Below are 23361 nucleotides of genomic sequence, written 5' to 3' on the forward strand. Positions count from 1 at the left end.
ATTAGGTACCGGGAGCGAAAATAGGGCATCCCACCGAAATACGCTCTCGCTTGTGGCCCAGCGGTCAAAAAAAACTAATTTTGCGGCATGGACCAGTCGTTGAATGGAAAGATATACACCTTTCAGTTTGTCTTACTCTGCTTAAGTAACGCCTTCTTTTCCGCCAGTTTTAATATGATGATCCCGGAGCTGCCGGCTTACCTCACCAGTCTCGGAGGCGCCGACTACAAAGGGTATATCATCGGACTGTTTACGTTAATGGCAGGGCTTTCGCGCCCGTTCAGCGGTAAACTCACCGATACGATCGGTCGTATTCCCGTGATGGTGTTTGGCTCGCTGGTTTGTGTAGTGTGTAGTTTATTATACCCGCTCGTAAGTTCAGTAGCCGCTTTCTTATGGCTCCGTTTTTTCCATGGATTTTCCACCGGTTTTAAACCAACGGCTACTTCGGCTTATGTGGCCGATTTAGTTCCATTCAACAGGAGGGCAGAGGCAATGGGGATGATCGGTTTATTCAGCACCGTCGGGCTTTCGCTGGGGCCAGCTATTGGTGGATACATTGCCAGTTTGTGGGGCATCATGGTCATGTTCCAGGTGTCTGCGGCATTCGCTTTATTATCGGTGTTGATACTGGTGGGCGCGATGAAAGAAACTTTGCCCACCAAACAACGCTTCACCCCATCACTCTTAAGAATATCGCGGCATGAATTGGTAGAACCCGCAGTATGGCCGGCCGCGCTGGTCACGTTCCTGACTTACGTTTGTTATGGCGCGCTGCTCACCGTCATCCCCGACTTCTCCGAATACCTGGGCATGAAAAACAAAGGCCTGTTCTTCACCTTCTTCACCGCCAGTTCTATTGCCATCCGACTGTTTGCCGGAAAGGCATCCGATAAATATGGCCGCGTGCCTTTGCTGAAAATTTCTACCGCCATCATGGCGGTATCTATGCTGATGATTGCCTTGTCCACCACATCGTTCGCCTTACTGGTGGCTTCTTTGATTTATGGCGTCGGCCTGGGCATCAACTCGCCGGTGGTTACCGCCTGGACGATCGACCTGGGTAAACCCGAGCACCGCGGTCGTGCGCTGGCCACGATGTATATTGCGTTAGAAGCCGGTATTGGCCTGGGCGCTTACTTCTCCGCGCTCATCTATCATAACGATGCGCGGTTTCTTTCGGTTACGTTTTATGTGATGGCATTTGTAACGCTGCTCGCCACCATCTACTTGTTGTTTGTGCAAGGCGACCGAAGCTGGAAAACAAAGAAAGTGAATTGATCCCGCTTATTTGCGAACAAAACCAATTGTATCGATGGCGTCGTTCTCCCACTGCGCCAGTTCTATCAGGAACTTCTCGATGTTACGAATGATCAGCGCTTCATCTATTTCTTCTGGCTCCACCGTTTCGAACGTTTCCTTCTTAGGCGTTTCGTCCTGCAGGCCGTCGATGAACGGGAACGACATCCAGATAACCACTTGCCCATTGCGGTTTTGAGAGAAGGACAAAAATGCGCCAGCTTTGAGTTTGTGCACGAGGTTAAACGGCGTGCGTTCCGCAATACCACTGGGCGAATGTTCCAAAGCGATAAACACGGCTTCCAATCCTTCTACCGTTTCGTTGGCTCCGGCCTTCCATGGCAGCGGGTATTGCGCGGCAATATTTGTCAGGTATTGCAGGATAAATGCTTTCGACTCTTCATTCCAATAGCGGCGACGCTCTTCTGTTTTCGCCAGCGTGGCCAGGTAAGCGGCCGCCAGTTGCTCAATATTATGCTTCATAGGTAAAAATTATAACGGCGGACACTTTGAAGGTAGTCCGCCGCTTTATCAATTCAATCAGGTAAAATTAGAACTGCTCGTACAATGCACGCAAACGTTCGCGAGTCATTTGCTGTTTCCAGTCGGTACCCAGTGCGTTTTCCCACAACGGCGCCATGCCCAGCGACACGTCGATCATGGTATTGAAGTCTGCATCCGACAAACCTTTGGTAATACCCTGCGGGATGTCGATGTTATGTTTCTCCACCATCTGTTTAAACTCTCTTACACCTGCGGGATAAAACTCTTCGATCTTATCGAACACGATACAGTTACCGATACCGTGTTTGGTGCCGAGCAGGTAAGCCAATCCGTAGCTTACTGCGTGCGCCACGCCCACCTGTGAGTAGGCAATACTCATGCCACCGGCGTAGGAAGCCATCATCAGTTTTTCATCCGCGTCGTCATCCCAGTTATCTTTTCTCAGGAAGATTTCCTGGCACAGCTCCAGCGCTTTTTCGCCATAGGAGCGGCTGAAAGCATTCAGGTAAGTGCCTTCCAGGCTTTCGATGCAGTGGATGTAACAATCCATCGCGGTATAGAAACGCTGGTTCACCGGCGCATCTTTAATTAATTCCGGATCGAGTACGATCTGGTCGAACGGCGTGAAGTCGGAGTTCATGCCCAGTTTGCGGGTAGGGCCCGTCAGCACGCAAGTGCGGCTTACCTCTGCACCGGTACCGGCGAGTGTAGGAATGCCCACTTTATAAACACCTGCTTTTTTCACCAGGTCCCAGCCCTGGTAGTCGGCAGAAGAACCCGGGTTGGTCATCATAAGCGCTACCGCTTTGGCCATATCCATTACAGAGCCACCGCCAATGCCGATAATGCCCGACACTTCGCCAAATTCGGCCGTCAGCTCGTCACGCAGCCTGTCCACATACGTAGTCTTTGGCTCGTGCGTAACATCAATAAAAATTACTTTATCCTTACCACGCAACGGGATGCGGCCCGTAAGCGCTGGCTTGTTTTCAAAAACATGGTCTACAAAAAAGATCATGGGCGCGTCGCCTTTGCGCTGTGGCGCCAGGATCTCGTCCAGTTGTCCGAAGGAGCCGCGACCATAGATCACGTATCCCACCATTTTAAAGTTCCTGAATTTCATATCGTTGTATTAACTATTTGCTTTAAGAAAAGCCTCGGCCTTTACCAGGTCTTCGGCAGTATCGATTTCTACACCCATGTATTCGGTCACCACCATTTTTAATGGAATGCCGTGTTCGAGGTAGCGCAGGCATTCTACTTTTTCTGCAGCTTCGAGCGGCGTCATTGGCCAGGAAGTAAATTGCAGCAGCGCTTCTTTGCGGAAGGCGTAAATGCCGATGTGTTCGTAATATATGGGCGTAACATTTTTATCGCGGTGGTACGGGATGGGCGAGCGGGAGAACATGAGTGAGTTGAAATTCAGGTCCACCGCCACTTTTACGTAGTTGGGATCCGCCACCGATTTCGCATCTTTCAGTTCCTGCATCAATGAGGCGACCTGCACCTTTTTGCCTGCTTCGCCTTCGAACTCGGCCAGCAGTTTTTCCAGCGCTTCACGTTGTGCGAACGGCTCATCTCCCTGAACGTTTACCACGATATCTACGTCCATATCTTTCACCGCTTCGGCGATGCGATCAGAGCCGGATTCGTGCTCCTTCAGACTCATTACCGCTTTACCGCCGTTGCCCGTAATCTCCTGGAAAATTTCGTCGCTGTCGGTCACAACAATCACTTCGTCGAATACACCGGTGTTAACAGTAGACTCGTACGTGCGAAGGATGACCGTTTTGCCGCCGAGCAGTTGCATCAGTTTACGTGGGAAGCGTGTAGCCCCGATGCGGGCGGGGATCATAGCTATTTTTTTCATTCCGTCCTTTTATCTTTCTAACAAACAAAAAGGAGCGGCACAACGTTTAGCGCTGCGCCACTCCTTTATATCGTGGTGAAAAATGTGATCATCTCAGATTATAAAACGCTTTTTACCGCTTTGGCCAGTTTCTGTGCACGGGCTTCCAGTTCTTTTTCGTCCCATGCAAGGTTGATGGGGGTAGAAATTGTACGACTGATGATCGCATCAGAAGCAGGGAACTGTTTGGTTTTGTAAGTATCCATCACCGCTTTCACTTCCGGACCGAAGCCAGTCAATGAAACGCCATTGGTGAAGTGATTCCATTTGCGCACATAATGCCAGTTGTTATCGAACCAGTAGAACGCAGGAATACCAGCAGCTTTGATGGCAGCAGCAGCCGCAGCAGCTTTCTCTGCATCCGGCAGAAAGAAGCTGAGGAACGTAGCCGCATCGCCCTTAGGATCGGGCAGGCGGCGGAAAGTTACGCCGGGAATGCCTTCCAGGGCGGCTTTCAGTACTTGTTTATTGTTGCGTTGAATTTCCAGGAACTTGTCGAGCTTGCGGATCTGTGCCAGACCTACTGCTGCGTGCAGTTCGGAAATACGGTAGTTGTAACCGAGGAAAGGGTGGAGGTCTGCACCACGATCTACGCCCAGGTGGTCGTGACCGTGGTCGGTGTAGCCGTCGCATTTAGTGTATACGTCTTCGCTGTTGGTAAGAACTACACCACCTTCGGCGCAGGTAACCGTTTTCACGAAGTCGAACGAGAAAGTGCCGGCATTACCGATAGAGCCCAGTGCCTGGCCTTTATAAGTAGCACCGATGGCCTGACAGGCGTCTTCAAGCAGCAGAAGGTTATGTTCTTTACAGATGGCTTTGAGTGCATCCAGGTCGGCCATGCCGCCGCACATATGTACCGGCATTACCACTTTGGTTTTAGGTGTGATGGCGGCTTTAACAGCTGCCGGGTCCAGGGTGAGCGTGTCATCCACATCCACCAGTACCGGGATAGCGCCAACGGAAAGTACTGCTTCGAAGCTGGCCACGAAAGTAAAGGTAGGCATGATCACCTCATCACCATAACCAATGCCAAGTGCGGCCATGGCGGTAGAGAGGGCGGTGGTACCGCTGGAAGTGAGCTGCGCGTACTTCACGTCGAAACGTTCGGTGAGCGCCTGTTCCAGTTCTTTTGCTTTCCATACGTTGTTACGTGGGCCATCGAAGCCATAACGCATATAGATGCCTGTTTCCAGTACATCCATTACTTCTTTCTTTTCGGCGTCGTCGAAGAGTTCATATCCGGGCATAGCTTATATTTTTATACTTCGGTCTATTTTTTTATGTTGTGCAAAGGTAGCATAATCGGAACATGCTGCGTGCTAAAAACTGTTTATCTTTTGCTAAAAATTTAACATGCGTTCACTCATCATTATCACTGCACTACTTGTTTTCGGCGGCAATTTCACGGCAAATGCCCAGCAAAAGGAAGTAGAAAAGATAAAAGCGCTGATGAAGGTACAGTCTGAAGCCTGGAACCGCCAGGACCTGGAGGGCTTCATGACCACCTATTGGAAATCCGATTCGCTAATGTTCATTGGCAAAAACGGCGTGACGTACGGCTGGCAGGCAACGCTGGATAATTACAAGAAAGGCTACCCGGACAAAGCCGCCATGGGCCAGCTGAAGTTCGACCTGCTGGAGTTTAAGCTGCTCGCTACCGGCGTTTACCTGGTGATTGGCAAATGGCATCTCACCCGTACGATCGGTGATCTGAATGGGCATTTCAGCCTGACGATGAAAAAGATTGATGGGGAGTGGAAGATTATTGCGGATCACAGTAGCTAGAGCGCCGCTTACACTGTTTTGCTGTCAGGTGGCGGGAGTTTGCAGGGCGCTTACACTGTTTTGCTGTCAGGTGGCGGGAGTTTGCGGGCGCTTACACTGTTTTGCTGTCAGGTGGCGGGAGTTTGCGGGGCGCTTACACTGCTTTGCTGTCAGGTGGCGGGAGTTTGCGGGGCGCTTACACTGTTTTGCTGTCAGGTGGCGGGAGTTTGCAGGGTGCTTACACTGCTTTGCTGTCAGCTGGCGGGAGTTTGCGGGGCGCTTACACTGTTTTGCTGTCAGGTGGCGGGAGTTTGAGAGACATTTACACAAGTTTGGAGGCCGCTGACAATGCCCAGAAGGCCGCTGACAACGCCAAGGTGTCAGCGGCAGCACCCGGGAGCTCGCTGACAAGGCCCAGGAATCAATTTACATTGTCCAGAAGCCCGCTGACAACACCCAGGAAACAATTTACATCGTCCAGAAGCCCGCTGACAACACTCAGGAATCAATTTACATTGTCCAGGAACCCGCTGACGACACCCAGGAATCAATTACATCGTCCAGGAGCCAATCAACAAACCCGTCCATTCACCTCACCCCACTCCAATCCTTTTGCCTTACCAGATTTATAGGACGCAGCCCTTTTTCCAGCTCTTCCAGAAATTCCTTATCCTTCCAGGTATCTTCCTTTGTATTGATATCAGCTCAAGTATCGTGTATAGCGCTCTAATCTTTCTATCTTCCGCACTCTTTATATAATCATATAATTTTCGCCGCAGCACTTCCGTTTTCATATTTGATCTCTATAAACGAAGAGATCAAAAAAGCCGCAGCGCAATGCCACGGCTTCCCCATTATTTCCACTGGTTTAGATCACCACCAGCTCGTAAAAATCCTCCTTATTAAAGTACCGCTGCGCCAACATCTGCAACTCTGCCGCGCTGATCGTTTTGATCGTGTTGATGTTGTTGTAGAAGTAATTCTCATCCAAATCATTCAAAATCAAATTCTTCCAACGCTGAATCACCTGGAAGGCACCGTCCAGGTCGCCCAGGATGGAGCCGATCATGTAATTACGAACGAGCAGCAGCTCGTCTTCCGGTACGGGTTCGCGCTGCAGAATATCCAGCTCCTTGTAAATCTCGGCTACGGTGGCCTCGCATACATCGCGGCCGGCTTCGGTTTGGATGTTAAGGGCGCTGCTTTGCCTGAAGTTGTAGATGTGTGAGTAGATGCCGTAGGTGTAACCCTTATCCTCGCGGATGTTGCTCATCAGCCTGGAACCAAAGTAACCGCCGAAAATCGTATTCAGGACGAGCATTTTTGGAAAGTCGGGGTGATAGCGGTTCGGGAAGGGACGGGCAATACGCACTGCACCCTGCACGCCATTTTCATCGTTGAAGATGCGATGCTTCTTTTCCTCAGCCGGTAATATCGGCAACTCCGGACGAAGCAACTCACTGCGGCCATTCCATTCGCTGCTGCCAAAGTATTGATTCAGCAACGGGATGATGTTCGCCGGCAGGTTGCCCGCCATAAAAATGCGGCAGTTGTTAAACGTGTATTGCTTCTTGTAAAACGCGCGCAGATCTTCGGTTTGCAACGCATCATACGCCATCATCGAGCTCACGCGGCCGTACGGGTGAAACTCACCGAACAGGTATTTATCGATGTAACGGTTGGCTACGAAGTCGCATTTCTGCAGACTCACCACTAACCGTTGTTTCATGTTTTGTTTGTAAGTCGCCAGCTCTTCCTCGCTGAAAGCGGGGTCCAGCACTACTTCGGCCAGGGTAGGCAACAGCTTTTCCACGTGTTTGGTTAAACTATGCAACGTGTAAGTCGCATTTTCGTGGTGACTGGCCCGGTTCAGGTAAGCGCCGTAGTATTCGATCTGTTCGTTGATTTCAAGGGCGGAGTGTTTGCTGGTGCCATTCTTCATCAGGAAGTTGGTCGCCGAGGCTACCAGGCTTTCTGTTTCGTACCAGCTGCCTGCGGGAAATACCAGTTCCAGCTGCAGGGTTTCCTGCTCGTCGGAGGGTACAACGTATACAGGGATGCCGTTATCCAGCACATGTTTTTCGTAAGGTTTCAGCACCACATCAAACTCCACCGCGTCTTTTATCAGGGGGCCTTCGTTCTGTTTATCATATTAGTTTTCTGCGTAGTAATGAATGGTGTTGGAATTTTTTTCGTCGAAAATGAGCTGTGCTTCTTCCTGGATCTGCTCCGCGGTTACGCGTTGGTAATTTTCGAACTCGGTATTCATCTGTTCAGCGTTGCCGATCAGTTCATAAAAAGCCAGGTTGTTCGCACGGTTTAAAAGCGACATATCCTCGAAAGCCAACATGCTTTCCACACGGTTCTTCACTTTTTCGAGCTCGCGGTCCTGCACCTTTGTTTCCTGTATTTTACGAATCTCCTCGTTTACCGCCGCTTCCGCATCCTGCATTTTGATGCCCTTTACCAGTTTACCTTCAATGGTAAGCAGGCCAGCGTCGAGACTACCGAAGTGATAACAGTCGATGTTGGAAAACAGTTTCTTTTCTTTCACAAGTACCTGGTGTAAACGTGATGATCCGCCGCCGCTGAGCACGTCCGACAACAGGTCGGCGGCATAATAGCGTGGGTCCTGGCGGCCGTACATGTGATACGCTTTGTACAAGGCGTCCAATGGCACTTTTGACCTTATCTCCAGCAAGTGTGCGCCCTGTTGTTTAGGCTCCTGCGGCAGATTACGCACCAGTTTTTCGCCGGAAGCGATGTCGCCGAACCATTTCTCAGCCAACTCACGCACCTTCTCGGTTTTCACGTTGCCGCCTACTACGAGTATGGCGTTTACCGGGCGATAGTGGCGGAAAAAGAATGACTTCACGTCATCCAGGCTTGCGTTTTCGATGTGCGAAAGTTCTTTACCGATCGTCATCCAGCGATACGGATGCGTGCTGTACGCCAGCTCGCGCATTTTATGCCATACATCACCATAAGGTTTGTTGATGTAATGTTCTTTAAACTCCTCGCTTACTACTTTACGCTGTACGTCCAGGCTTTTTTCGGAAAAAGCGAGCGATAACATACGATCGCTTTCCAGCCAGAAGGCCGTTTCCAGGTTTTCGGCGGGCAGGGAAATGTAATAGTTGGTAAGATCGTTCGTGGTGTACGCATTGTTTTCGCCGCCCGCCATCTGCAGGGGCTCGTCGTACTCTGGGATATTAATGGAACCGCCGAACATCAGGTGTTCGAACAGGTGAGCAAAGCCGGTTTTGGATGGGTCTTCGTCACGCGCGCCTACATCGTACATCACGTTTACCACCGCCATGGGCGTGGTATGATCTTCGTGCACCAGCACCCTTAAGCCATTTGAAAGGGTAAATTTATTATAGTGGATCATAGTTACTTTTTAATGAAGAATGCCGCCGCACCGCGTGGAGCGGAGGCGAACAAAGGTATAACATTCAGGTTAAGTGGCCTATTGCCGCTTTTACGGGCAAATAACGTACTAGAGAATGCTGCGGATCACCATTTTTTTGATCAGCAGCTCTTTATCCCGCATCAGCAGGATGGTCGGGCGGGAGCCTACGTTTTTTAGCAAATCGCGGTACACTTGCAGGTTGCCGGAAAAATTGTTGCTCACCGACATCACTATGTCCCCTTTCTTGATGCCCGCCTTCTCTGCCGGCGAGGCTTTGATGACGTCCGTCACCTCCACCCGTCCGTCGACCAGGTATAATATAAGGCCGGTATAAGAATAGTCAAAATGGTCGCGGTAATGCGTATTGGGGTAAAGGAAGATCTCTTTTTTATCGTAGTTGAGAATGAGATTGAAGCGGCGCAACAAGTCGTTCCCGATCATGCCGCCCAGCGATGGATAGGAGGTAATGTTGGTAATATCGTCAAACAGGTAAGTGGGCACATTCCTGAACGCGTAAGGCCCGATCTTGAACTCCTGTACGGTAGTGATGTTCATGCTCATTTTACCGCCAAGCCCCTGGGCCTCCGTCTGTATCACCTTATTCTTCTTTTTTACCAGGATGGTGCTGTCATGCACAAACTGGTTACACAACAGCAGGCACATGCCGGCCCCGGTGTCGAAGTAATAGCGCTGGTCAAAAGTGCGTTTACCATTGCGCAACGGCGCGCCTACAATGGGAATATTAGAGATGCTCGGCTTCAGCAGGAACCCACCGCGCGGGTATTTCACCTTGCCTTCGGTGTAAATGCCTATCTCTTCATGATCATAATCGACGGTCACCACGTACCGCGTGAGTAAACTATAGCCGATAATGCCGTCTATCTGCAAACCGTACACCTGGCTGATGAGTTCATAATCGTTTACGTGAAAGTCGAGACTGTCGATGGTGAGCCCCGGCAAATTCAGTTTATAGTCCTGCGCAAAAGATACTTGTTTAGACGCGCCGAGTCCGCGAACGATGCGGTCGGAGGGTGTAAGTTTAAGCCCCAGGCGAATGCAGGTAAACGTATCGAGTGATATGCCGGCGCTGCCGGTGTCGAGAATGAATTGTAACGTGTCCGGATGATCGCCGATCGTGGCGCGGATCACCACCACGCCGCCATAGTATTGCCGAAAGGGAAACTTGGTGACAAGGGAAACATCCTGCCCGCTGATGTCAACCCCGGAGCTTTGCGCCCGGGCCGATAACGTGGTGATAAGCAGGATAATACCAAACAGTGTTCGTGACAGATTTTGGCGCATCATCGCGGGTGTTACTATAAATTTAATGTAAAAGCTCCAGCCGCGCACATCTTTTTATTATAAGCGGCAAGAAACCCCATGCGATTCAATAAAGCGTTGGTTATGAGCGCTTAAACCCATACAAAGCAGTTGCCACACGCGATTAGTTATTTTGTACCTTTGCTTATTATGCAATTGCGGGATCTATACAAAAAGGCGCAGGAATTTGGGTTCCTGACAGCGGAAGAAGGGGTGTATATGTTTGAAAAGGCCCCGTTGACGGAGTTAATGCACATCGCCAACGAGCTTAGGAAGAAACAAGTGCCGCACGGAAAGGTAACATGGCAGATAGACAGGAACGTGAACACGACGAACGTTTGCACGGCCAATTGCAAATTCTGCAACTTTTACCGCATTCCCGGCCACCCGGAAGCTTATATTACCGACATCGAAGAGTACAAACGAAAGATCGTTGAAACCGTGAAGTACGGCGGCGATCAGCTGTTGTTACAGGGTGGTCACCACCCGGAACTGGGCCTATCGTTTTATGTAGACCTCTTCAAACAGCTGAAGCAGCTGTTCCCCGATGTTCGTTTGCATGCCCTCGGCCCACCCGAAGTGGCACACATCACCAAACTGGAAAAAAGTACGCACATAGAAGTACTGCGCGCCTTACAGGAAGCGGGTATGGACAGTCTGCCCGGCGCCGGCGCCGAAATCCTGAACGATCGTGTTCGCCGCCTTATTTCTAAAGGCAAATGCGGTGCGCAGGAGTGGCTGGACGTGATGCGTGCGGCACATAAACTGAACATCGCCAGCTCGGCTACCATGATGTTTGGCCACGTAGAAACCGTGCTGGAGCGCTTCGAACACCTGGTGGACATTCGCCAGGTGCAGAGCGAAAAGCCCGAAGGTCACTATGGCTTTACCGCCTTCATCCCCTGGACCTTCCAGGACGTAGACACCCTGCTGGCCCGCATCCGCGGTGTTCGCAATACATCTACGGCGGAAGAGTACCTGCGTATGATTTCCATGAGCCGCATCATGCTGCCGAATGTGAAAAACATTCAGGCATCGTGGCTGACGGTGGGCAAACAGGTGGCACAAATGAGCCTGCATGCGGGCGCCAACGACTTTGGCTCTATCATGATCGAAGAAAACGTAGTAAGCGCCGCCGGTGCTCCTCACCGCTTCACCTACAAATCCATCCAGGAGTCGATCCGCGAGGCAGGCTTTGAGCCGCAGCTGCGTACGCAGTTGTACCAATTCCGCGAAATCCCGAACACCATCGAGGAGCAGGTGATCACTTACTAAACATAGCATGTTTTTATACAGGCCGCATCGTGCAACGGTGCGGCTTTTTCGTGTCCCCAGCTTTCCTTCCCTGGTGCAGCCGCCGTTGCGTCGCACACTTCAACTTTCTATGCGCTTTTCGACCAGCAGGAAACTACCGCTGAAGTGTGCGACGCAACGGGGGAAGAGGAGAGGAGAAAAAGATGATGCCCTAACCCCTTTTCACTTTTTTAACATCTTGCCCAAAGTATTGTTAAATGCCGCTCGACCGATTAAACCCGGAAGCAATTTTGCGTTCTATACGCAGGAAAACACAAATCAACAAACGATGAAACAGGTAGGCATATGGATGATGGCAGGCGCGATGTTGGTATTGGCGGCCTGCTCCAGCAGCACAAAAGTGACCTCCTCCTGGAAAAACCAGGATGCAGGCGCGCTGCAACCACAAAGTAAAGTACTGGTCATGGCACTGGTACCGCAAAAAGAAGGCGCATTACGCAGCAGTATGGAACAGGAAATGGTGCTGGCGCTGAAACAAAAAGGCGTGAACGCAGTATCGTCGGTACAGGAATACGGCCCGCAAGCCTTCCGCAACACGAACGAAAAAGCGGCGCTTAAACAAATTCGCCAGCGCGACATCGACCAGGTGATGACGATCGTCATGCTGGATAAAGCGAGGGAGAAGCAATATGTGCCCGGCCGCGTGGCTTACGCACCGTTCTCGCCCTACTATGGCAGGTTCTGGGGTTATTATAACTGGCGCTTCAACAACATTTACGAGCCTGGTTACTACACCACTAATACCCGCTACTTCCTGGAAAGTAACCTCTACGACATGCGCGATCGCAAAATGGTATACTCCGCCCAGTCGGAATCATTCGATCCGCCATCAGCCGCGCGTTTAGCGGTGGTGTATAGTCAGAAGGTGGTAAAAGACATGGTGAAGCAACAACTGCTCTCCTCCAACAAGTAAGTACATTTGCTAGTCATAACCTACAACCGGTGGGCCTCTTAAGGCCCGCCGGTTTGCTTTTTGGGCCATAACATCGTAAGTTTACCACCCCGCTATGTTAGAATTGAAGGTAAACGACCACACCTGCCTGCGGCAGCTGCAACCGGAACATGCCCCGCTGGTGTTTCGGCAAATCAACACTTCCCGTAAAAACCTCCGGCGCTTTTTGCCGTGGGTAGATTACAATACCAACGAAGAACATTCGCTGCGCTTCATCCAACTCATGCAACGCAAGGCCGACGACCAGGAAGCGATCGCATTCGGCATCTGGCACAACGAAGAACTTTGCGGCGTAATCGACCTCCACAACTGGGACCATACGCTTCAAACTGCGGAAATCGGTTATTGGATAGGCGAAGCGTGGCAGGGCAGGGGATTAGTATCGTCGAGCTGCCGCGCGTTGATCACTTTCGCCTTCAAAGAATTAAGGCTTAACAAAATAGAGATCCGTTTCGTGCTGCAGAACGAGCGTAGCGCCTACATTCCCATCAAATTGGGCTTTGCCCGCGAGGGGATTTTACGCCACAGTGCCAAGGTGCACGGCCAGTATATGGATACGGTGGTGATGGGTATGCTGAAGGCGGACTGGAAAGGGTAATCCATAAAAAAGGGACAGGCTGTTGGCCCGTCCCCGCATAGCTTACAAAAAGCGTATTCCTTATCAGATATCACAAATGTTGATGGCCTGCTTTAAAGAGGCCAGTTTGTCGCTGTGCTTCGGCACAAACTCCTGCGCTACAAATCCTTTAAAACCAGTATCATGAATCGCTTTCATGATCGCCGGGTAGTACAGCTCCTGTGTTTCGTCAATTTCATTACGACCAGGTACGCCACCGGTGTGGTAATGCGCAATGTACTGCTGGCTGTCGCGGATGGTATGGATTACATCACCTTCCATAATTTGCATGTGGTAAATGTCGTACAGCAATTTAAAACGCTCAGAGCCAATCGCTTTCGCCAGCTCTACACCCCAGGCGGTGTGATCGCACTGGTAGTCTTTATGGTTCACTTTACTGTTCAACAGCTCCATGACGAGTGTTACTTTTTTGTTTTCGGCGTAGCTCATCACCTTCTTTAAACCTTCGGCGCAGTTTTTCAGCCCCTGCTCATCGTCTAACCCCTTACGGTCGCCAGAAAAACAGATCAGGTTGGTGAACCCGGCTTTAGCCGTTTCGTCGATCAGGTATTGGTAGTACTCCACCAGCCTGTCGTGATGTTCGATGCGGTTCCAGCCTTTGGAAATGCCCCAGTCTTTGTTGATGGAAGCCACCATGCCTACAGTGAGGCCGTGCTTTTTCACAATATCAAAATCCTTGGGATCAACCAGGTCGATGGAAGCGATGCCGTATTCTTTGGAGGCCTTACACAGATCGTCGAGCGAAATGCCGTTATAACACCAGGCACAAACCGAGTGGTTAATGTTGCCTTTCACTTTTGTGTCCATTTTAGATTCGTGCGCTTCCACGCGGGTGGCGAGGGAAGATAACGCGGAACTTGCGAGGGCCATTGTCGCTACTTTTTTAATCGCATCTCTGCGGGATTCTTGTTTTGACATTTAGCAGTCTTTACGGGATGAAATTAGGTGAAAATAGGCGGGATTGCAAGGTTTTTTTCCGGGAGTGGTAAGGCAAATCTTAATTAGCTGTTAACGCGATAAAATACTCACTGCAAACGGGTTATAAAATGAACCGCGAACGGGCTGCGTACGTTAGTAAAAGTAATATCCCTACAGTGTTCCAACACCGTAACATTTTGGTAAGCATTTTGATTTATTAATTAAAACGCGGTAGTTATGGAAAGAAAATATACCCCCGGACTGATGTTTTGCCTCGTAATGGATTTGATCGGCTACGCCAGTTATGCGATCCCTCTTTTTGGCGAGGTAGCCGATGTGATCTGGGCGCCCATTTCGGCCATCATCTTTTACCGGATGTTTGGCGGTTCGCTGGGTACTTTCGGTAGCGTATTCAATTTCATTGAAGAACTGTTCCCCGGCCTCGACTTCATTCCTTCATTCACGTTAGGCTGGGTTTTACGATATTTTACCGGCAAAAGGCTGTCACGCACGAAGAAACGCATGGTGCCCGTAACGGGCACGCATGTAAAGTGATCCGCTTTTGAAACGGTAACGGGAGCCATCCATAAAACAAAAAACCACCGGAGTATATCTCCCCGGTGGTTTTTTTATGCTGTCAAATGATCATCCTCCTCTGCGGAAACCGCCGCCTCCGGGGAAGCCGCCGCCAGGCCCGCCAGGGAAGCCACCACGACGGAACTCACCGCCCGGCATACCTTCCGGCCCACGACCACGGCCCCTGCCACCTCCGAACTTGCCGAAGATGTAGGTAAAGGTCATCATGTAATAACGTTGCAATACCAGGCTGCGGGAGTCGGTAATAATACCGTTGTTCACCGTCCTGTTGATGGCGATGTTCTGGCGTAACAGGTCAAACACCTGCGCTTTGATTTCACCTTTTTTGTTTTTGAACAGGCTTTTGGAAACGAAGCCGTTCAGCATGGTAAAGTCCAGATCGAACTCTTCGCCACGGCCACGGTTAGCGGTGTAATCCACATCAGCGCCTATACGGAAACCTAATGGCAGGTTTACATTCACATCGAGCGAGCCGCCGAAGTCGTAGAAGTTAGTGTTGTTCTGCGCTTTATCCCTCGACTTCACCGAGTCGCCGGAAATACGGGCGGCAGTGTAGTTAATGAAGGTGGCGGCCGATACGTCAAACACTTCTTTAAAGAAATAACTGAGGCTTACGCGTTCGCCGGCCGCCAGGTTCTGGGTATTTGCCAGGCCCTGGTTAATGTAGCTTACAGAGCGGCCGTAGTTCAAAGAGGTATTGGTGTTCAACGAAGTAACCTTATTGAAAAGCGGAATGGTATTAGAAACGTTTGCGCCTACATTATAGTTACCGCTGCCCACATTCACGTACTGGGCGGAAGTTTTACCGCTGTTGCGGTCGAGCACTGCGGAATATACGATCTGGTTCTGCGTGTAGCTTGCGTTCAGGTTGATAAAGAAGCCACTCATTTTTGCCGGATCGAACGACTGGAAGCTACCCTGCATGCTATGTGTAAACGAAGGCGCCAGGTCCGGGTTACCATTCAGTACATACAGCAGGTCGGTAGAGTCGGGCACCGGTGCCAACTGGTTCATGCTTGGCTGGTTGGTTTGGCCGCGGTAGTTTAAACGCAGGCGTTTGCTGCGGCTGAAGTTATAATTGAAACGTGCTTCAGGCGCGAAGTTCACGGAATTTTGCCTGGTAATGTTTCCCCTGGAAATATTGTTGTTCACCTGGTCGTTGATCTGGATGCGGCCGCCGATCGAGTAGTCGTATTTCAACTTCTGCGTACGGATGGCAACACTGGCCTGTTGATTCGCGAACTCGTTGCGGAACAGGTTCGTTTGACCTTCGTCCAGCAGATCGTACCGGTCAGTGATCGGATTATATTGATACGTGAGGCGATCGTTGTCGGAATTATTGCTGCGGTAGGAGTAGTTCAGTTCCAGGAAGCGGTCTTTAAAAATCGGTTCCGTATAATCCACCCGCACGTTTACAGACTTAGCCGAATTATCGGTAATTGCCAGCTGGTTGATGGAGTCTATTTCACTTCTCTGGAAATATTCGGCAAAACCATCGGTAAAGCGGTCCTGGTTATTGCTATTGTAACCGTACCCTAAGGTGGCGCTCACCGTGCGGCCTTTCTTGCGGAACTTTTTACGGAACTGGATATCGCCGCTCACATCCGGGCGATTGCCTTCGTTGGTGTTGAACCGTTGGCTGCGGGTAACCGGCGACCCATCGTCCGTAAACTTAATAAAGCTGGCCGAGTTGGATTCGTTGTTTTGTGTACTATACGAAAACTGTGGATTGATGATCACGGAGTGAAAAGAGTCAATGTCCCATTCGATGCGGCCGTTCAAACGGTGGTTCAGGTTTTTGGTAAGACCCGTTACCGTGTCGTTCGACTGCTGCGTACCTCCGTCGTTTAACGGCGTAAGCCTGCGCGTCCACGTGCCAGACTCGCGTTTCATGTCGGCGATGTTATAACTGAGCGTCATCCGCACTTGTTTCCTTTTGCCGTATTCGTCGCTGAAGTTCACGCCGCCCATCCAGCTGGAAGTAATGCCGGAGCCATTGCCGCCGCCCATACCGCCACCGCCGCCGCCACGGCCGCCACCACCACCGCCGAAGCCGAACTGGTCCTGGAAGCTGAAGCCCATGTTGTTCACATTGTTAGCGCCGCCTACGAAAGCAATTTTACGAATGTCTTTAAAGTTCATGAAGCTGCCCGTAGCGCCATAACGATCGTCCGTACCAATACCGGCGGTACCGCGACCGAAAATACCTTTACGTTTATCCTGCTTAATCGTGATATTAATAATCTTTTCGATCTCCCCGTCGTTGATGCCGGTAAACTCCGCCTGGTCCGACTTTTTATCGATCAGCTGCACTTTATCCACGATATCTGCAGGCAGGTTGCGGGTGGCCATTTTCGGATCGTTGCCGAAGAACGGCTTACCGTCTACATACACTTTTGTTACCGTTTCGCCGTTCGCTTTAATGGCGCCGTCTTTATCTACGACTACGCCCGGCAGTTTTTTCAACAGATCTTCCGTCAGCGCATTTTCCCGCACTTTAAAAGATCCGGCGTTAAACTCCAGCGTATCCTGTTTTACCTTGATAGGCGGTACCTGCTCCACGATTTCTACACCGCCCAGCGCTACACCTTTTTGTGAGAGTGTGATGCCACCGAGATCAATTACTTTGGTAGAATCGCCAATGGTGACCGCTTTATAAAAACCCTGGTAACCAATGTAGGTGATAAACACCTGGTATTTGCCCGGATCTATTCCCTGAATGTCGAATGCACCATTTTTATCAGCGAAAGAAGACGCCTCGATAGACGAGTCCTTCGCATGCAGCACGGCGATGGTTGCACCGGGCAGCAGTTCTTTAGTTGTTTTATCGGAAATAACGCCCTTCACGCGCCCTTTCTGGGCCATGGCCGTTACGGTGAGTAATGCGAATAAGAGTGTAAAAATTGAATGCTTCATACAAGGGATTGAGCTGTAATTCTATACGTAGTCGTTCAGGCGTGCTTCAGACTAGTGCTGCTACTAAATGCTTAATGGTTACTATTGTTGTTGTTTTTGTATTTGCTCGTTATGGAATTTTTCCATGAGTTGCCTGCGTTTGTTTGCCAATTCTGTCGTTTCCACCTTATCGGCCGTGGCGGGCGGCATCACTTCACCAGGTTGTACCGGCTTCATTTCAACTTTTTTTGCCACGAAAGACCGGCTGCTGCTTTCGGCAGAAAGTACAAATCCGCCAGCGGGTGGCACTAAACCATTTATGGGAGAAAAGGTTAACGGAATCTCGGTGGTATACCAGATCGTAAACGTTTCGTCCTTTAGTTTGGCTGTTGCTTTTTTGCAGTTGAAGCCTGCAATTTTTTTGGTTTTGTCTGCTTCCTTAAAATCCTCTGCCGCTTTGAACGGCTCTGCCGCAAACCATGCTTCCTTTTTTTCGCCGGTGGTTTCCACTACCTGCAAAAACTGCTTTTTTGAAAGGTCAATATACGTTGCGTTAGTGAAAGGGAATTGCGGTAATCCCTGTCCGGCGCCATTGGCTGATGGACGGGCAGAACCGGCACTTGCGCCGCCGGATGCCGGTGCTGCGTTGATAATCACTGTCTGACGGCCGCCTGCAGGCACTGCACCCATGGGAAAAGACGAGAAGGAGCCCTGTTCATTGGCCAGTTTTCCGAATATGCCATTGAAGGTAAAAACCTGGTTGGTGGTGATAACATCGGGCATTTCCATGGTGACCGCCTCGCTGCCGCCGGCCCGCATCATAATACGACCCGAGAACTCGCCGCTCATGCGGCTCATAGTTTCATATGTAATTACACCCGACGTTTCCTGGGCGCTGAGAGAGAATGTGCAGCTTAATAAAGCCGTAGAAAGCAGGGATGCTTTAACCTTCCAGTTCATAGTGATCATCTGTTTTATAAGACGATACAAATCTCCGGCATTGTTTTTCGCTGCGTGGTTAACGAGTATTATTTACTGTTAATTACTGTTAATGGTTGCGGCACAACCGTTAACGAGGCTTATTTACTGTTAATTACTGTTAAGCAGTTACGCGTCGATGCCGGTAAATGGATAGTTTTGCAGGAATCCCTTACCCCGAAAAGGGCAAATGAATTTATCTTGTACTGATGCGAAACCGAATCCGGAATATTATCATATTGATGAGCGTGTGTATACTGGGCATCTATTTTTTCCAGGGCTACTGGTTGTATCGCACCTATAGGATACGGCAGGAGGAGTTCGGGAAAGAAATTAATGAGGCCCTACGCACGGCAGTTTACAGCAAACAGTTTAACGATGTGAGGCGGCTGCTCGGTGCATCGCACGACCGCGAACGGGGATTCGGCCGCTCTTTCCCAAGCGTTCGGGCCAAAGATTCCGTGGGGCGTGGCGCTGGTTTTTTTGCAGGGAAAAGTGATTCCCTGGGCGGCTATATGTTCTTTGCGCACGAAGATGGCGAACCGCGTATGGGCAAAAGGCTTAAACAAGATTTTCGTGTACGCGTGGTTACACGATTTCCGATGATCGACTCGTTTGTGCATATTCATCCGGTAGAAAGCGCGTCGGCAGTGTCGGTCCCGTTCTATCCCGCACGAGCCGCTGAGGCCGAGGAGGGACTGCGGTTTTCCGGCTCCATAGCAGCCAACCGGTTCAGGTTCGATACCACGTTCCGCACGGAGGCCGACTCCGCCCGGGCTTTACCAGACGGCGTTTCACTTCGTATTTATGCAGATTCCATTGCCCAGCAGATTTCGGATTTGCTGATTATCAACAATGTATATAAAGACCGCTTCTCTGTAAAAAAACTCGACTCTATCTATAAACACGAATTGCGCAACCGGAATATCTACACGAATTACAAACTGGACACCTTCCAGGTAAATTTCGGGAACATGAGCCGCGAGGGCTTTCGGGATAGTTTGCGGTTCCGTGGGCCGTTACAAACGCCCAGGATACCTTTTAATCCGCTGAGCAACTTGTTCGTACAGGCGTCGTTCGAAGCGCCGGTGCAATACATCCTGAAGCAAATGTTGTGGATACTGGCTGGCTCACTCGCCCTGCTGCTGCTCACCACCACCTGCTTCCTTTATATGATGCGCACCATCCTCAAACAAAAGAAGCTATCAGAAGTCAAGAACGATTTCATCAACAATATGACGCATGAACTTAAAACGCCCATCGCTACGGTGTATGCCGCAGTAGAAGCCATGCAGAATTTTAATGCACTGAACGATCAGCGCAAAACGCGAACGTACCTCGACATCTCCAAACAGGAATTGCAAAGATTGTCCGACCTGGTAGAGAAAGTATTACACATCGCCGCCGAAGAAAAAGAGGACTTCGATCTCTTTATCGAAGAAACGGACCTGAATGAAGTGGTGGAGAACATCATGACCAATCACCAGTTAAAAGCGGGCAAGCCGGTAACGTTCCACTTCCACCCGCTGACGCAGCCGCTCGTGGAGGTAGATCGTACGCATCTTTCCAACGCTATCAGCAACCTGGTCGACAATGCCATCAAATATTCAAAAGAAAAAGCGGATATTACTATACACCTGTCCCGCAACAACGGCCGCCTTACGGTAAGTGTGAAGGACCATGGCATCGGCATCCCGAAGGTGTATCGCGAAAATATTTTTGACAAGTTTTTCCGCGTGCCTACGGGCAACCTGCATAACGTGAAGGGGTTCGGATTGGGACTGAGTTATGTGAAAAAGATCGTGGAGAAACATCATGGTACGATTACCGTGCAGAGCGAACCGGATACCGGCAGCGAATTTATTATAGACATCCCGGCATAAATTAATCAGATGGGCGCAAAAGTTTTATTGGTAGAAGATGAGTGGCAATTGGGCCAAATTGTTCGCGACAGCCTGGAAACGCGCGGTTACGACATGCTGTATGCCAGCAATGGCCGCGAAGCCTGGGACTTATATCAGCAACACAAACCGGACATTATCGTACTCGATATTATGATGCCCGAAATGGACGGTTTCACGCTTACAACAGATATTCGCAGGCAGGATAAAATTACGCCGATCATTTTTCTTACCGCTAAATCGCAAACGACCGACGTAGTGAAGGGTTTTGAATTGGGAGGAAACGATTACCTGAAAAAGCCTTTCAGTATGGACGAGTTGATCGTGCGTATGAAATCGCTGCTCGCCCGTTTCGGAAATCAACAACCAGCCACCACCCCTGCAGACGATACGATTACCATTGGTCAGTATGTATTTAATTACGCACGCCAAACGCTTACCCGCAACGGTCACACGGAGTTCCTGTCTCACCGCGAGGCGGAAATCCTTCGCCGCCTTTGCCTGCACCGCAACCAGGTGATGGAGCGTAAAACGATGCTGCTTGATCTTTGGGGAGACGATAACTTTTTTAATGCGCGCAGTATGGATGTGTTCATCACCAAACTACGCCGCTACCTGAAGGAGGATTCGCGTATACAGATCGTAAACATTCGCGGCATCGGCTATAAACTTATTTTTTAAGTCTTTGTCTCAGCCACAGGGCCTTCCGGTACGCCGGGGGCCTTTTTTATTTGTTACCAACAGGCTGCTTTTCCACTAGTTCCGTTAAACGAAACTCATACGGCCCGCGATTACGCACCATCGTATCGCGCGGGATGCGGGTTACCTTCACTTTGTACAAAAATCCTTTTTCGAATGTGAATCCGGTTATGGGTTCGGATAATGTTTCCCATGCTTCCTGCGGGCCCACCGGCCGGTCGCCGTATTGCACCTGGTAACAAGGCGTTTTGCCAAAGCCGGGGCCAAGGTCGCATTCGGACTCACTCTTTATCCAAAATATAAGATCGCGGGGTTGTGGCGCTGGTTTTTCTTTTTTCTGAAGATGCAGTGCTTCTCCGCCAAACGCGGTGCCCTGGTAAACGAATCCGTCATCCTGGCTGCGAAGAATGAACGTGTCTTTCACGGGATCGCCTACCCCAACAGTCACCAGGCTCAGTTGCACCTTGTTGCTGTCCAGCGGTTGCAGGCTGCCGATCTGTATAACTTCCGGGCTAAAATTCTGATGATCTGTAACGAGGCGCGCTTCGCCCGATTTGCTGATCGTAAGCCGAACGATGCCGGCAGCGGGCAGGCTATCTTCATAAAACCCTGCGAACAACGAGTCTGGCTGGATGTTGACGCTATCCATATATTGACGTCCCGCCTGGCCGGACGGATTTTCGCAGGAGGCGAGCAGTGCGGCGGGTAATATCCACCGAAGCATTGGATAGTTCATGCGCGATCAATTTAAACCAGGACAAGTTACCTAAAAATCTGTATCGTATATTGCGGCGCGGCTGTGGAATAACAAGCAGACCGCATCCCAGTATCCTATACAAGCGCTATGCCCGTAAAACCTGTTTTCTTTTTTTATTTCCTGCTGATAGGCTGCCTGTTCGCCTGTAACCCTCGCAAACAAAACAAAAGCGGCCACACAACAGAGGCTGACGATGAACCCGTAAAAAAGCTCGACCTGGTGCGGCTTAAAAAGAAAGCGGCGGCCCTAAAGGAGTATGCGATGCTTAACAAGTACAACACGAAGTACGCGCTGCTCATTGACTTTCATGTTCGCTCGGGCAGAAAACGATTTGTGTTATACGACCTTGAACAAAATAAGCCGATCAATATGGCCCTGGTGGCGCATGGGCAGGGCAGTAATTATCTCACCGAAGACGTTCCGTTTTCGAACGTTGAGGGAAGCAAGTGCTCGTCGCCAGGCCGGTATAAGATAGGGGCAAAGTATTATGGTAAATTTGGGTGGGCTTATAAATTACATGGCCTTAGCAATACCAATAGCAACGCCTTTAAGCGTTTCGTCGTGCTGCATGCGCACAGCTGCGTTCCCGAAAGCGAAAACTTCCTGGGCATTTGCCGCAGCGATGGTTGCCCTACCTTGAACCCTGATTATTTCGCGGAATTGCAGTTGCTGCTGGATAAGCAGAAGAAGCCGGTGTTGCTGGAGATTTATAAGTAGTTACTTCGCTTCATACAGCGAAGTGTGTGCTTCATTTCCAACCAGTCACTTCGCCTCATACACCGTCCGCAACAGCTCCGATGCATAAATCGCAGAAGGCGCGATCATCTTTTCCTTTAAAGGGATGTTTTTACCGTAACGCTGTTCCATTATTTGTTTCACAATATCGCTGCTCAGGTCGTAGGATCCCAGCGGCTTCGGTTCGCCGACTTCCAGCCCGGCGGCCTCCTTATATATCTTCCACACCAGTTCTGAGCAATAAATGCGTTCGTCCGACCACTCGAACCAGGAGTCGTAGTGTTTGCCGTAGTACTTGCGGCCGGCAGTTTCCATCTTCGTGATGACTGCGGGCGTGAGGACCGACGCGTTCTTCAGGCGCTTCACCACGAAGTGTTTGGGCGCCCGTGCGGTCCAATCGGCCAGCGGCGTGTAGGTAACCGGCTCAATGGCTTCATATACATATAGTTTCCCGTCCTTTTTAAATACCATTCCGCAATGCGTCCATGGCGAATGCGTAGCTTGTTTAATGGCTTCGCATTGTGGAGATATGGAGCTTTGGAAAACGATATCACCCTCCCGGATGGAGTCCGTGGGAATTTTGGACTGTCCCAATGCGGCGGATATTGTTGCACAGAGAACAAAAGCGTGGGTAAACAGGAACTTTCTCATGGAGGAACAGCCCGATTTGTTAATGAGCCTATTTCAAATGTCGGCATTAACAATCAAAAAAGAAATAGTAAGGCGAATTGACTATCCATTCACTCATATTACACCATTCCGTATGT

21 protein-coding genes are annotated in these 23361 nt (G+C 50.2%); 9 read left to right on the forward strand and 12 right to left on the reverse strand.

From position 1 onward, the window contains the following. Positions 1 to 87 precede the first annotated feature (87 nt). Positions 88 to 1281 carry an MFS transporter gene (locus MKQ68_RS22105; RefSeq protein WP_264280979.1) on the forward strand — a complete coding sequence of 398 codons (1194 nt, stop codon included), beginning with the start codon at positions 88 to 90 and terminating at the stop codon, positions 1279 to 1281. Between the two features lie 6 nt (positions 1282 to 1287). On the opposite strand, the gene MKQ68_RS22110 is transcribed toward MKQ68_RS22105, so the two are convergent. The 4 genes from MKQ68_RS22110 to MKQ68_RS22125 all read right to left on the reverse strand — a co-directional run bounded on the left by MKQ68_RS22110 (position 1288) and on the right by MKQ68_RS22125 (position 4962). Beyond that, positions 1288 to 1782, reverse strand: a complete 495-nt coding sequence (locus tag MKQ68_RS22110) for a hypothetical protein (RefSeq protein ID WP_264280980.1) — start codon at positions 1780 to 1782, stop codon at positions 1288 to 1290. Positions 1783 to 1849: 67 nt separating this feature from the next. Then, on the reverse strand, positions 1850 to 2926 hold the full coding sequence (locus MKQ68_RS22115) for an iron-containing alcohol dehydrogenase family protein (RefSeq protein WP_264280981.1): 1077 nt from the start codon (positions 2924 to 2926) through the stop codon (positions 1850 to 1852). Between the two features lie 9 nt (positions 2927 to 2935). Beyond that, complete coding sequence (kdsB, locus tag MKQ68_RS22120) at positions 2936 to 3673, reverse strand: 3-deoxy-manno-octulosonate cytidylyltransferase (RefSeq protein WP_264280982.1); 738 nt, start codon at positions 3671 to 3673, stop codon at positions 2936 to 2938. A 98-nt stretch (positions 3674 to 3771) separates the two neighbouring features. Beyond that, the gene (locus tag MKQ68_RS22125; RefSeq protein WP_264280983.1) at positions 3772 to 4962 is read right to left on the reverse strand and encodes a DegT/DnrJ/EryC1/StrS family aminotransferase; all 1191 of its coding nucleotides are present in this window, start codon (positions 4960 to 4962) and stop codon (positions 3772 to 3774) included. 106 nt (positions 4963 to 5068) lie between these two features. Between MKQ68_RS22125 and MKQ68_RS22130 the strand changes: the two genes are divergently transcribed. Next, the gene (locus MKQ68_RS22130; protein WP_264280984.1) at positions 5069 to 5500 is read left to right on the forward strand and encodes a YybH family protein; all 432 of its coding nucleotides are present in this window, start codon (positions 5069 to 5071) and stop codon (positions 5498 to 5500) included. An 847-nt stretch (positions 5501 to 6347) separates the two neighbouring features. On the opposite strand, the gene MKQ68_RS22135 is transcribed toward MKQ68_RS22130, so the two are convergent. The 3 genes from MKQ68_RS22135 to MKQ68_RS22145 form a co-directional block, all read right to left on the reverse strand. Further along, on the reverse strand, positions 6348 to 7592 hold the full coding sequence (locus MKQ68_RS22135; RefSeq protein ID WP_264280985.1) for a M16 family metallopeptidase: 1245 nt from the start codon (positions 7590 to 7592) through the stop codon (positions 6348 to 6350). 39 nt (positions 7593 to 7631) lie between these two features. Continuing rightward, a complete protein-coding gene (locus MKQ68_RS22140; RefSeq protein ID WP_264280986.1) occupies positions 7632 to 8870 on the reverse strand; it encodes a M16 family metallopeptidase in 1239 nt (412 codons plus the stop codon). A gap of 108 nt (positions 8871 to 8978) precedes the next feature. Beyond that, complete coding sequence (locus MKQ68_RS22145; RefSeq protein WP_264280987.1) at positions 8979 to 10193, reverse strand: aspartyl protease family protein; 1215 nt, start codon at positions 10191 to 10193, stop codon at positions 8979 to 8981. A 168-nt stretch (positions 10194 to 10361) separates the two neighbouring features. Here MKQ68_RS22145 and mqnC point away from each other — a divergent pair, with 168 nt between their 5' ends. The 3 genes from mqnC to MKQ68_RS22160 all read left to right on the forward strand — a co-directional run bounded on the left by mqnC (position 10362) and on the right by MKQ68_RS22160 (position 13075). Next, positions 10362 to 11486: a cyclic dehypoxanthinyl futalosine synthase gene (gene mqnC / locus MKQ68_RS22150; RefSeq protein WP_264280988.1), complete on the forward strand. Its 1125-nt coding sequence runs from the start codon at positions 10362 to 10364 to the stop codon at positions 11484 to 11486. Positions 11487 to 11793: 307 nt separating this feature from the next. Next, positions 11794 to 12438, forward strand: a complete 645-nt coding sequence (locus MKQ68_RS22155) for a hypothetical protein (protein ID WP_264280989.1) — start codon at positions 11794 to 11796, stop codon at positions 12436 to 12438. Between the two features lie 94 nt (positions 12439 to 12532). Next, positions 12533 to 13075, forward strand: coding sequence for a GNAT family N-acetyltransferase (locus tag MKQ68_RS22160; RefSeq protein ID WP_264280990.1), 543 nt, complete (start codon positions 12533 to 12535; stop codon positions 13073 to 13075). A 63-nt stretch (positions 13076 to 13138) separates the two neighbouring features. Here the strand turns inward: MKQ68_RS22160 and MKQ68_RS22165 are convergent, their stop codons facing one another. Beyond that, positions 13139 to 14032: a hydroxypyruvate isomerase family protein gene (locus MKQ68_RS22165; RefSeq protein ID WP_244836384.1), complete on the reverse strand. Its 894-nt coding sequence runs from the start codon at positions 14030 to 14032 to the stop codon at positions 13139 to 13141. Between the two features lie 237 nt (positions 14033 to 14269). Between MKQ68_RS22165 and MKQ68_RS22170 the strand changes: the two genes are divergently transcribed. After that, positions 14270 to 14587 (forward strand): hypothetical protein, encoded by a 318-nt coding sequence (locus MKQ68_RS22170; protein ID WP_264280991.1) that lies wholly within the window; start codon positions 14270 to 14272, stop codon positions 14585 to 14587. Between the two features lie 90 nt (positions 14588 to 14677). Here MKQ68_RS22170 and MKQ68_RS22175 read toward each other — a convergent pair whose 3' ends face one another. Both MKQ68_RS22175 and MKQ68_RS22180 read right to left on the reverse strand, forming a co-directional pair. After that, a complete protein-coding gene (locus tag MKQ68_RS22175) occupies positions 14678 to 17545 on the reverse strand; it encodes an outer membrane beta-barrel family protein (RefSeq protein ID WP_264280992.1) in 2868 nt (955 codons plus the stop codon). Between the two features lie 81 nt (positions 17546 to 17626). Further along, a complete protein-coding gene (locus MKQ68_RS22180; protein ID WP_264280993.1) occupies positions 17627 to 18484 on the reverse strand; it encodes a GLPGLI family protein in 858 nt (285 codons plus the stop codon). Between the two features lie 227 nt (positions 18485 to 18711). Between MKQ68_RS22180 and MKQ68_RS22185 the strand changes: the two genes are divergently transcribed. Both MKQ68_RS22185 and MKQ68_RS22190 read left to right on the forward strand, forming a co-directional pair. Then, positions 18712 to 20385, forward strand: a complete 1674-nt coding sequence (locus MKQ68_RS22185; RefSeq protein ID WP_264280994.1) for a sensor histidine kinase — start codon at positions 18712 to 18714, stop codon at positions 20383 to 20385. Between the two features lie 9 nt (positions 20386 to 20394). Continuing rightward, complete coding sequence (locus tag MKQ68_RS22190) at positions 20395 to 21084, forward strand: response regulator transcription factor (protein ID WP_244836392.1); 690 nt, start codon at positions 20395 to 20397, stop codon at positions 21082 to 21084. Positions 21085 to 21130: 46 nt separating this feature from the next. Here MKQ68_RS22190 and MKQ68_RS22195 read toward each other — a convergent pair whose 3' ends face one another. Then, on the reverse strand, positions 21131 to 21838 hold the full coding sequence (locus MKQ68_RS22195) for a DUF4377 domain-containing protein (protein WP_264280995.1): 708 nt from the start codon (positions 21836 to 21838) through the stop codon (positions 21131 to 21133). A gap of 108 nt (positions 21839 to 21946) precedes the next feature. Between MKQ68_RS22195 and MKQ68_RS22200 the strand changes: the two genes are divergently transcribed. Further along, the gene (locus MKQ68_RS22200; RefSeq protein WP_264280996.1) at positions 21947 to 22576 is read left to right on the forward strand and encodes a murein L,D-transpeptidase catalytic domain family protein; all 630 of its coding nucleotides are present in this window, start codon (positions 21947 to 21949) and stop codon (positions 22574 to 22576) included. Between the two features lie 45 nt (positions 22577 to 22621). Here MKQ68_RS22200 and MKQ68_RS22205 read toward each other — a convergent pair whose 3' ends face one another. Next, positions 22622 to 23245 carry a YiiX family permuted papain-like enzyme gene (locus tag MKQ68_RS22205; RefSeq protein ID WP_264280997.1) on the reverse strand — a complete coding sequence of 208 codons (624 nt, stop codon included), beginning with the start codon at positions 23243 to 23245 and terminating at the stop codon, positions 22622 to 22624. Positions 23246 to 23361 lie beyond the last annotated feature (116 nt).

Origin of the sequence: Chitinophaga horti, assembly GCF_022867795.2 — a bacterium.
In the GTDB taxonomy this organism is placed as follows: domain Bacteria; phylum Bacteroidota; class Bacteroidia; order Chitinophagales; family Chitinophagaceae; genus Chitinophaga; species Chitinophaga horti.

What these genes read in the sequence shown, in the direction of transcription:
- MKQ68_RS22105 (WP_264280979.1), top strand. Translation starts at nt 88, where the DNA reads ATGGACCAGTCGTTGAATGGAAAGATATACACCTTTCAGTTTGTCTTA.
- MKQ68_RS22110 (WP_264280980.1), bottom strand. Translation starts at nt 1,782, where the DNA reads ATGAAGCATAATATTGAGCAACTGGCGGCCGCTTACCTGGCCACGCTG.
- MKQ68_RS22115 (WP_264280981.1), bottom strand. Translation starts at nt 2,926, where the DNA reads ATGAAATTCAGGAACTTTAAAATGGTGGGATACGTGATCTATGGTCGC.
- kdsB (WP_264280982.1), bottom strand. Translation starts at nt 3,673, where the DNA reads ATGAAAAAAATAGCTATGATCCCCGCCCGCATCGGGGCTACACGCTTC.
- MKQ68_RS22125 (WP_264280983.1), bottom strand. Translation starts at nt 4,962, where the DNA reads ATGCCCGGATATGAACTCTTCGACGACGCCGAAAAGAAAGAAGTAATG.
- MKQ68_RS22130 (WP_264280984.1), top strand. Translation starts at nt 5,069, where the DNA reads ATGCGTTCACTCATCATTATCACTGCACTACTTGTTTTCGGCGGCAAT.
- MKQ68_RS22140 (WP_264280986.1), bottom strand. Translation starts at nt 8,870, where the DNA reads ATGATCCACTATAATAAATTTACCCTTTCAAATGGCTTAAGGGTGCTG.
- MKQ68_RS22145 (WP_264280987.1), bottom strand. Translation starts at nt 10,193, where the DNA reads ATGCGCCAAAATCTGTCACGAACACTGTTTGGTATTATCCTGCTTATC.
- mqnC (WP_264280988.1), top strand. Translation starts at nt 10,362, where the DNA reads ATGCAATTGCGGGATCTATACAAAAAGGCGCAGGAATTTGGGTTCCTG.
- MKQ68_RS22155 (WP_264280989.1), top strand. Translation starts at nt 11,794, where the DNA reads ATGAAACAGGTAGGCATATGGATGATGGCAGGCGCGATGTTGGTATTG.
- MKQ68_RS22160 (WP_264280990.1), top strand. Translation starts at nt 12,533, where the DNA reads ATGTTAGAATTGAAGGTAAACGACCACACCTGCCTGCGGCAGCTGCAA.
- MKQ68_RS22165 (WP_244836384.1), bottom strand. Translation starts at nt 14,032, where the DNA reads ATGTCAAAACAAGAATCCCGCAGAGATGCGATTAAAAAAGTAGCGACA.
- MKQ68_RS22170 (WP_264280991.1), top strand. Translation starts at nt 14,270, where the DNA reads ATGGAAAGAAAATATACCCCCGGACTGATGTTTTGCCTCGTAATGGAT.
- MKQ68_RS22175 (WP_264280992.1), bottom strand. Translation starts at nt 17,545, where the DNA reads ATGAAGCATTCAATTTTTACACTCTTATTCGCATTACTCACCGTAACG.
- MKQ68_RS22180 (WP_264280993.1), bottom strand. Translation starts at nt 18,484, where the DNA reads ATGAACTGGAAGGTTAAAGCATCCCTGCTTTCTACGGCTTTATTAAGC.
- MKQ68_RS22185 (WP_264280994.1), top strand. Translation starts at nt 18,712, where the DNA reads ATGCGAAACCGAATCCGGAATATTATCATATTGATGAGCGTGTGTATA.
- MKQ68_RS22190 (WP_244836392.1), top strand. Translation starts at nt 20,395, where the DNA reads ATGGGCGCAAAAGTTTTATTGGTAGAAGATGAGTGGCAATTGGGCCAA.
- MKQ68_RS22195 (WP_264280995.1), bottom strand. Translation starts at nt 21,838, where the DNA reads ATGAACTATCCAATGCTTCGGTGGATATTACCCGCCGCACTGCTCGCC.
- MKQ68_RS22200 (WP_264280996.1), top strand. Translation starts at nt 21,947, where the DNA reads ATGCCCGTAAAACCTGTTTTCTTTTTTTATTTCCTGCTGATAGGCTGC.
- MKQ68_RS22205 (WP_264280997.1), bottom strand. Translation starts at nt 23,245, where the DNA reads ATGAGAAAGTTCCTGTTTACCCACGCTTTTGTTCTCTGTGCAACAATA.